Origin of the sequence: Candidatus Regiella insecticola LSR1 (assembly GCF_000143625.1) — a bacterium.
In the GTDB taxonomy this organism is placed as follows: Bacteria; Pseudomonadota; Gammaproteobacteria; order Enterobacterales; family Enterobacteriaceae; genus Regiella; species Regiella insecticola.
On the sequence record NZ_GL379622.1, the window covers coordinates 1 to 4836 of the forward strand.

Genomic DNA, 4836 nt, shown 5'->3' on the forward strand with positions numbered 1-4836 from the left:
CCATCTCGGCGGCGGTAATGGCTTTGTTGTCTGATCTCACTCGTGAGCAAAACCGCACTAAAGCGATGGCGTTTATCGGCGTTAGTTTTGGCGTTACTTTTGCCGGTGCTATGGTGTTGGGACCTATTTTTACCCATGCTTTTGGCCTACAAAATTTATTTTTCGGCATGGCTTTACTCGCTTTATTGGCTATCGTTATTACTTTATTCGCGGTACCTTCTCCTAATACCCCTATTTTAAATCGCGAGTCGAATATTGTTAAAAGCAGTATCAATAAAGTGATTAAAAATCGGCGTTTATTAAAACTCAATTTCGGTATTATGTCCTTGGATGCGCTATTAATGTCGAGTTTTGTTGTCGTGCCGCAAGTGATGGCAAATGCCGGATTAGCACTAACTCAACATTGGCAAGTGTATCTGGTGACTATGCTAATTTCCTTTGCCGCCGTGGTGCCTGTCATTATCTATGCGGAACTGCAACGAAAAATAAAACAGGTCTTCATTACGGCTGTCGCATTATTGTTAGTCGCAGAAATAATATGGTGGAAAGCAGAGCAACATCTTTGGGTCATCATTGCCGCAGTGCAATTATTTTTTATTGCTTTTAACGTAATGGAGGCGATTTTACCTTCACTGATTAGCAAAGAAGCCCCTGTAGGCTATAAAGGTACAGCGATGGGAATTTACGCCACCAGTCAATTTGTTGGCGTTGCTATTGGCGGTGGTATGGGGGGGTGGATATTGGGTCTGGCAGGGATTGAAACTGTATTTTTAGCCGGAGGATTGCTTGCGCTGTTATGGCTTACTGTTAGTTGTACTATGCAAGAGCCGCCTCACGTCAGCAGCCTACGCATTATCCTGCCTTCATCAGCGATACAAAATAGCATAACACTAGAGCGATGTATCAAAGAGCAGCCCGGAGTAACAGAAGTGATGGTAGTAAAAACGGAAAAAAGCATTTACGTAAAAGTGGATACCAAACAAACGACTCGCCGTCAGCTAGAGCAATTAGTTAATAATTATAGCCGAATCAGTTTAATTTGATGCAAGGCGAACACCCGCAGCCAACAGCGCGACAGCTTCAAAGGCGAAGGGTATAACAGATGAAAATATACGATTAGATACCGCGAGGCGTAGATGCACTAAGTTTTGCTATAAATTGAGACTTATCTTCCTCAGAAAAAAACGGATTTTGTTTTATTTTTTCTTCCGAAATGTGCCCTAACATTGCCAAACGGTGGAGTTCATCAACCGTTAAGGATAAATATAATTCAATGACAACGCCTTCATATTTAGTCTGATCTTCTATTTTCTTATTTATTTTAGCCAAAAAATTTTCGAGGATTTCTTTGATTTTAGTCTCTTTATTGAATGCATTATCTTCATCTTTATTTAAAATATTATCAATATCTGCTTCGGCACGATTAACCATAAAATTAATATATCTTTTATGATCTTTAAATTTATATTGAAAATTCTCAGAAACCAAGCGGCTACAGAGCGCGATCTCCGTTGCAAATGATAATAATATGCAGGAGATCACTATGGCTGTGAAAACATTTTTTTGATTGGCATAAACTTCATCATTATAATTAACCTTCTCTTCATAAGAAGCTAAATTTTCATAATGAGGAGGGAGAGTCTCCGGGGAAACTATTTTATAATCTGGAGTAGGATCAGCCATTTGGTCTAATTTAATAATATTATCCATTTTTTTAATAAGATCAGGAAAATTAAAACCAACATCTTTAGTTTCCTTGAAAATGTTCTGCAAATTAATATAGGGGAAGTTTATAGTAAAGTTTTTAAAGTTTTCTTTAAAATATTTATAATCTGAAAAATCAGATAAATTACTTGAAATCAAAACATCACCTTTATGCTTCATGTGCACACTAAGCGGGCTGCTGCCACGAAAATGAGTATCAAAATTAACGATAAATTCAATATTTTCTTTTTCGTATCTTGGCATCAAATCATAGAGAACATGCATTACATTTAGTGCATTATACATTCCATCCTTATTCTCAATGGCTTGACTCAGCATAATATATTCAGTTTTACTGAGTTTCATACCTAATTTTTTCAACCATTCAAACCATTTTCTAAATACCCTTGCACTGAATTTAGTTCCTCTATTTTTTATTCTAAATATATCCCACTCATTCAGTGTTGATGAAAAATCAGAAGAAGATAAGGGTAAATAAGAATAAGAAAAACCATCAGAATGATTAGGCATTGTTTTCCTATTTAATTAAATAATAATAGTTATTTTATAGTAGAAAAAATTTAACTAATCAACCACACTTCATCAAACAGCGTCGGTAATCTTTATGGTAAATACCCTTCGCCTTTGCTGCCTAGCGGCAACTTGAAGGACTCTGAGTGTAACTCATGGGGCTACTTGTACTACAGGGAAATAGTCGATAAGGATATTTATGCTGCTTTTTTTTAAAAATACGGTTTTATTGCTAAAAAATTACCCTAAAAAACCTGTTAATAGGATCTATGCCAATTTAAAAAAACAGTCCCGCCTTTTGCGGAGTATAACCTGGGTTAATATTGTCTTTCAGCTGTTATTTCCATTGAGTCTTTATTTTTCACCATTAATGATTATGGCCAATAGTGATGCCACTTCATTTTCAGATAAAAATACGCATTATTTTGAAAAAAAGACCGCTGACACCCAATTAGCCACTGTCGTAATGAAAACAGGCTCCCTGTTATCAAGCAATAATACCACTGATGCGGCCATTAATATGGCGCGATCAGCGTTGTTGACACAAGCGAATACCTCGATTCAGCAATGGCTCAAACAATTTGGCACCGCGCGAGTACAATTCAATGTTAATGATCATTTTCATTTAAAGGGAAGTGCGCTCGATCTTCTGCTTCCTCTATACGATAGCCCCCAATCGATGTTATTTACTCAGCTCGGTGCCCGTAATAAAGATAGCCGCAACACCGTCAATATCGGCATGGGAATACGCACCTGGCAAGATCATTGGCTGTTTGGGATGAATACCTTTTTTGATCAAGACGTGACGAATAAAAACCGACGTCTTGGGATAGGCGCCGAAATTTGGACGGATCACCTAAAATTATCCGCCAACCATTATCTCGCCATCACAGACTGGCACTCGTCAGCGGATTTTGCTGATTATAACGAACGGCCAGCGAATGGATACGACATAGGTGCTGAAATGTACTTACCCTTTTATCCACAACTGGGCGGCAAACTGTTATTTGAACAATATCAAGGTAATGATGTCGATTTATGGGGTAAAAGTCAGCGTCAGCGTGATCCTTATGCTATCAGCATCGGGATCAATTATACCCCGATCCCATTAATCACCTTGGGTGCTGAGCATAGAGAAGGAAAAGGAAATAAAAGTGATACACGTTTTAATCTTCAAATAAATTATCGGATAGGCCAACCCTGGCAAACACAGATCAACCCAACAACAGTAGCAACGATACGGAGCCTGGCTGGTAGCCGCTACGATCTAGTGGAGCGTAATAATCATATTGTGTTGGATCATCAAAAACAGCCGCTGATTAGCTTAACCTTGCCGAAAAAAATAACCGGGATGGCGAAAAGTAAACAGAGTTTAACCGCGTCGGTCACGACAAAATATGGTCTAGAACGTATTGAATGGAACAGTGCTGCTTTACAGGCGGCGGGAGGAACGGTGCGATCAGTGTCTCCTGTTGCGTTAGAGATCACAATGCCTCCTTATCAGCCAGGCAGCAATAATATTTATACTTTAAGTTCAGTTGCTTATGATAATAAAGGGAATACTTCTACCCCTGTTATCGTGCAATTAATAGTAACACCTCAAAATGTCAACGGGCAGCACTCACAAACATGGGCGTCATCAGGTGCTTTAATTGCTGATGGTCAGTCAACCAGCCATATTTATATCAATTTACGCGATGATAATAATCAACCCATTGAAGGAATGGCGAATCAATTAATTTTAACACCGCGTTTTACCGCAACAGAGAACCCTGAAAATGGGAAAACACTTCCGGGATCACCGATTAAATTAAGTGATATAAAAGAATCGAAACCGGGTAAATATACCACCATCTTAACGGCAGGCACGCAACCAGGGACAATAGAGCTAACCCCGAGTTTGAATAAAAACATATTGCAACCGTACACTGTGAATTTAATGAAAGTTCATAAGCTTAATAAAATTGCTAAATTTGATTTTATAGTTTCCAAAAATAAGATTATTGCCGACAACAATGATGAATCTGTCTTGATTTTTACTGCCAAAGATGCCGATAGCAAGCCCCTTAGTGGATTACCGGTAAGCTTTGAGCTGAGTGATGCCGCTGGTACCACACTGAGTAAGGTGACGGAGCAAGACGGCGGCATTTACACCGCCACCTTGAAAGGAAGCATTGCAAAAGAAGTGACTATCGAACCCCGCATCGATGGTAATTCAATAGCCGCTATCCCCCCCAAAGCTGTGACCTTAATACAGAAAAAAGTGGAGGGAGTGAATCCAGACACCTCTTCGTTTGTGGTTTCCAAACCGAAGATCCTTGCCGATGGCAATGATGAAACTGTCTTGACCTTTACTGCTAAAGACACCGATAACAAGCCCCTCAGTGGACTAACAGTAAGCTTCAAGGTAAACGACGCCGCTGACACCATACTGAGTAAGGTGACAGAGCAAGACGGCGGCATTTACACCGCTACCTTGAAAGGCAGTGCCGCAAAAGAGGTTACTATCGAACCGCTGATCACAGGCAAATCTATCGGCGTAACCCCACAAAAACTCACTTTGGCGGCGAAAAAAGTGAAAGTGGATGAAGTAAGTCCAGA

Annotated in this window: 3 protein-coding genes; 2 read left to right on the plus strand and 1 reads right to left on the minus strand. The window is 39.5% G+C overall.

Annotated features, from left to right (window positions below; translation table 11 throughout):
• A partial coding sequence (locus tag REG_RS08185; protein ID WP_039908119.1) for an MFS transporter occupies positions 1 to 1043 on the plus strand: 1043 nt, incomplete at its 5' end.
• A 73-nt stretch (positions 1044 to 1116) separates the two neighbouring features.
• Here the strand turns inward: REG_RS08185 and REG_RS08190 are convergent.
• Positions 1117 to 2235 (minus strand): hypothetical protein, encoded by a 1119-nt coding sequence (locus REG_RS08190; RefSeq protein WP_006705212.1) that lies wholly within the window; start codon positions 2233 to 2235, stop codon positions 1117 to 1119.
• 199 nt (positions 2236 to 2434) lie between these two features.
• Here REG_RS08190 and REG_RS08195 point away from each other — a divergent pair.
• Positions 2435 to 4836: inverse autotransporter beta domain-containing protein (locus tag REG_RS08195; RefSeq protein WP_006705213.1), on the plus strand; the 2402-nt coding region annotated here is incomplete at its 3' end.

Coding starts and splice junctions, on each gene's coding strand:
- REG_RS08190 (WP_006705212.1), bottom strand. CDS start 2,235: ATGCCTAATCATTCTGATGGTTTTTCTTATTCTTATTTACCCTTATCT.